The sequence below is a fragment of the Bacillus sp. LL01 genome (assembly GCF_001037965.1).
In genome coordinates this window covers 1-3034 of record NZ_LFEL01000284.1, presented here as the reverse complement: position 1 = coordinate 3034, position 3034 = coordinate 1, and the positions used below count along the sequence as shown (strand labels likewise).

Genomic DNA, 3034 nt, shown 5'->3' with positions numbered 1-3034 from the left:
TTTTTTCTTACTCGCAACTTACCTTATTATTCGTTTCCAAAGAGCTCTTGCTTTATAATAGATAGAGAAAATGATGTAAGGGAGAGATTCAAATGGAACTTACGGTTTATTTAGCAGGGGAAATTCACAGTACATGGAGAACTGATTTAAAAGAGGCAGCTGCAAAACGTAATCTACCTCTTCACTTCACAGGTCCAATGGAAAATCATGATCGTTCAGATGATATTGGGGAAGAAATTCTAGGAGTACAGCCCAATAAAATGTTAAAAGATGAAGCTGCCTCAAGTATCAATAACTTACGTACACAAATTCTTCTTCAAAAAGCTGATGTAGTCATTGCTCTATTTGGTGAGACATATAAACAGTGGAATAGTGCGATGGATGCTGCAACTGCAATTGMGCTTCAAAAGCCATTAATATTGATCCGTCCTGAGTCATTACATCATCCTTTAAAGGAACTTGCTAATAAGTCACAAGTCGTAGTAGAAAACCCAGAACAAGCTCTGCAAGCATTATCTTACGTATTCGAAGAAAATTAATATTCATACAAAAAAACAGGAAGCGCTACTTAAATGGCGCTTCCTACTATATTTAATGACTAAAAGGTTGATAATTGTATTCATATTGTCCATAAAGCATTTGAACGATATGGCTGAACATGGATTTACGCGTGAGTCGGCCCGAAGTTAGCACACCAATCGCTCCTTCTTTGTGACGAATGCGATGATCTTCCATCATTTCTCCCATAATAGTCCCTAGTTCTTGTCCATCCCTCAACTTCGCTTGAACTTCAAGAGGTAATGGAATTTTTGCTCCACTAGCTACCCAAACTTGTCCTGAATGGCTAGTCATTGCTCCCCAATTACAAAGCATCAATCCCGTTGATGTATCACTTACACCACCTTCAAGTCCTATGGCTAGCTTTGCATCGGTAATTGTTAATGCGTATTTTGCTCGGTTAATAGCCCCTTTCATCGTTTCTTCATCTGAAAAAGGTTGAGCAGAAACCCCTGAGGGTGCTTCCACACTTATGAACTCGAACGGCTCACGTASTAACGTTTCCATGACGGCATGAATTTTGGCTCTATTTTTTGTGCCAATGACTACTTTCATTCCGTTTTACCTCCCAAAGGTTCGTCTTTTAATAGGACTACACGCCTTTTGTAATTTGATCTAACATATTTTTGTCGGTGGATTTAACCAATTTGACAACTAATTCTTTTGCTGCAGCATAATCGTCAATATGAATGATGGAAGCAGCTGTATGAATATAACGAGAACAGATTCCAATTACTGCAGATGGCACACCATTCCCTGTAGTGTGCACACGCCCTGCATCTGTTCCACCTTGTGAAATGAAATATTGATATGGAATCTTATTTGTCTCAGCTGTATCAAGAATAAACTCACGCATACCACGATGTGTAACCATCGTACGATCTAAAATACGAAGGAGTGCTCCTTTTCCCAGATGGCCAAATGCGTCTTTTCCACCTGTTGCATCATTAGCAGGACTTGCATCAAGGGCATAGAAAATGTCGGGCTTAATCATTTGAGCAGATGTAGCAGCTCCACGCAAACCAACTTCTTCTTGTACAGTAGCTCCTGAATAAAGAATATTTGGTAGCTTATCATCCTTTAACTCTTTTAGTAATTCAATTGATAATCCTACTCCGTAGCGATTATCCCATGCTTTAGCGAGGATTTTTTTCTCATTTGCCATTGGTGTAAAGGGACAAATAGGTACAATCTGTTGACCTGGCTTGATCCCAATTTTTTTCGCATCTTCTTTATCATCTGCACCAATATCAATATACATTTGTTTGATTTCCATTGGCTTTTTACGTTGTGATTCTTCAAGAAGGTGTGGAGGCGTTGAACCAATTACTCCAATTACAGGACCAGCATCAGTCATAATTTGTACACGTTGAGCAAGGAGAACTTGACTCCACCAACCCCCTAACGTTTGAAAGCGAATTAACCCTTTTTCACTAATAGAAGTGACCATAAAGCCCACTTCATCCATATGACCAGCGACCATAACCGTAGGACCCGTTTCATCGCCTCGTTTCACACCAAAGATACTTCCTAAACGATCTTGAACGATCTCATCGGTATACTTTTCAAGCTCACTCCGCACAAACTTTCTTACATCATGTTCGAATCCAGGTGCCCCTTGTAATTCTGTTAGTGTTTTAAATAAGTTCATTGTATCTTGATTCATTATAATCTCCTTTCGATTCCCGAAAAATATATGTACATGYCCATTTTATCTGAATCCTTTTGCTATTGCCACAATGATTGACGAAAGGGTGGACAAATTCCCTTATCGATGGAAAACGCTTTAAACTTTCTGTATACTAAACCTAGTCTTAGTTGTTTTTTGAAAGTTATTAATGTATTCATCTAGAAAGAACTTCTCTACCATCACAATAGAAGAGTGAAAGGATGATAAAAATGAGTATAAGACGATTTGCTTTAGGAATAGGTATTGGAGTTGTGGCTGGTTACTTCCTTCGTCCTAGCCTTTCAACTGAAAAAGTTTCTCCTGAGAAAGCATTAAAGATAGTGAAGAAAACCGTATCAGGATCTCATGCCATTTCAGGATCATGGATTCATATGATCCCAGAAACCGTTGAACGTGAGAATATCCGCGTAGAAGTATACCGCGGAGGAATTTCTACAACAACTGAAACAGGAACAGTTCAATACGAATTCCTAGCAGATACTAAGACTGGCACTTTACTTGAATTAAAAGCAGCATAAAGAAGAAGAGCGGCTTCCCTACAAAGGAAAGCTGCTCTATTTATTAGGTTAAATAGGCATACTGCTTACGATCAACTGATTCACTCACTTGACCTTCATCATCCCATTTGATTGCTCGATATTTATAATCATGATAGAACAAATACCAGGCATCCTTCTCTTTTGCAAACTGTTGCCACTTTTGTTTACCAAAGATTGATTCTAATGGAAAATCATCATAAGCAAGCACCCATAAAGGATTTACATGCGCATGTGTAGGCATAATGTC

At 38.7% G+C, this 3034-nt stretch carries 4 protein-coding genes and 1 pseudogene; 2 read left to right on the top strand and 3 right to left on the bottom strand.

Annotation, left to right across the window (positions count from 1 at the left end; genetic code table 11):
* Positions 1 to 92: 92 nt before the first annotated feature.
* Positions 93 to 539, top strand: a complete 447-nt coding sequence (locus AB685_RS29520; RefSeq protein ID WP_047974180.1) for a YtoQ family protein — start codon at positions 93 to 95, stop codon at positions 537 to 539.
* A gap of 52 nt (positions 540 to 591) precedes the next feature.
* Here AB685_RS29520 and AB685_RS29515 read toward each other — a convergent pair whose 3' ends face one another.
* Complete coding sequence (locus AB685_RS29515; protein ID WP_047974179.1) at positions 592 to 1113, bottom strand: DUF84 family protein; 522 nt, start codon at positions 1111 to 1113, stop codon at positions 592 to 594.
* Between the two features lie 37 nt (positions 1114 to 1150).
* Positions 1151 to 2224: a M42 family metallopeptidase gene (locus AB685_RS29510; protein ID WP_047974178.1), complete on the bottom strand. Its 1074-nt coding sequence runs from the start codon at positions 2222 to 2224 to the stop codon at positions 1151 to 1153.
* Between the two features lie 233 nt (positions 2225 to 2457).
* On the opposite strand from AB685_RS29510, the gene AB685_RS29505 reads away from it, so the two are divergent.
* Complete coding sequence (locus AB685_RS29505; protein ID WP_047974177.1) at positions 2458 to 2766, top strand: PepSY domain-containing protein; 309 nt, start codon at positions 2458 to 2460, stop codon at positions 2764 to 2766.
* 43 nt (positions 2767 to 2809) lie between these two features.
* On the opposite strand, the pseudogene AB685_RS29500 reads toward AB685_RS29505, so the two are convergent.
* A pseudogene (locus AB685_RS29500) lies at positions 2810 to 3034 on the bottom strand (MBL fold metallo-hydrolase); the annotation flags it as partial.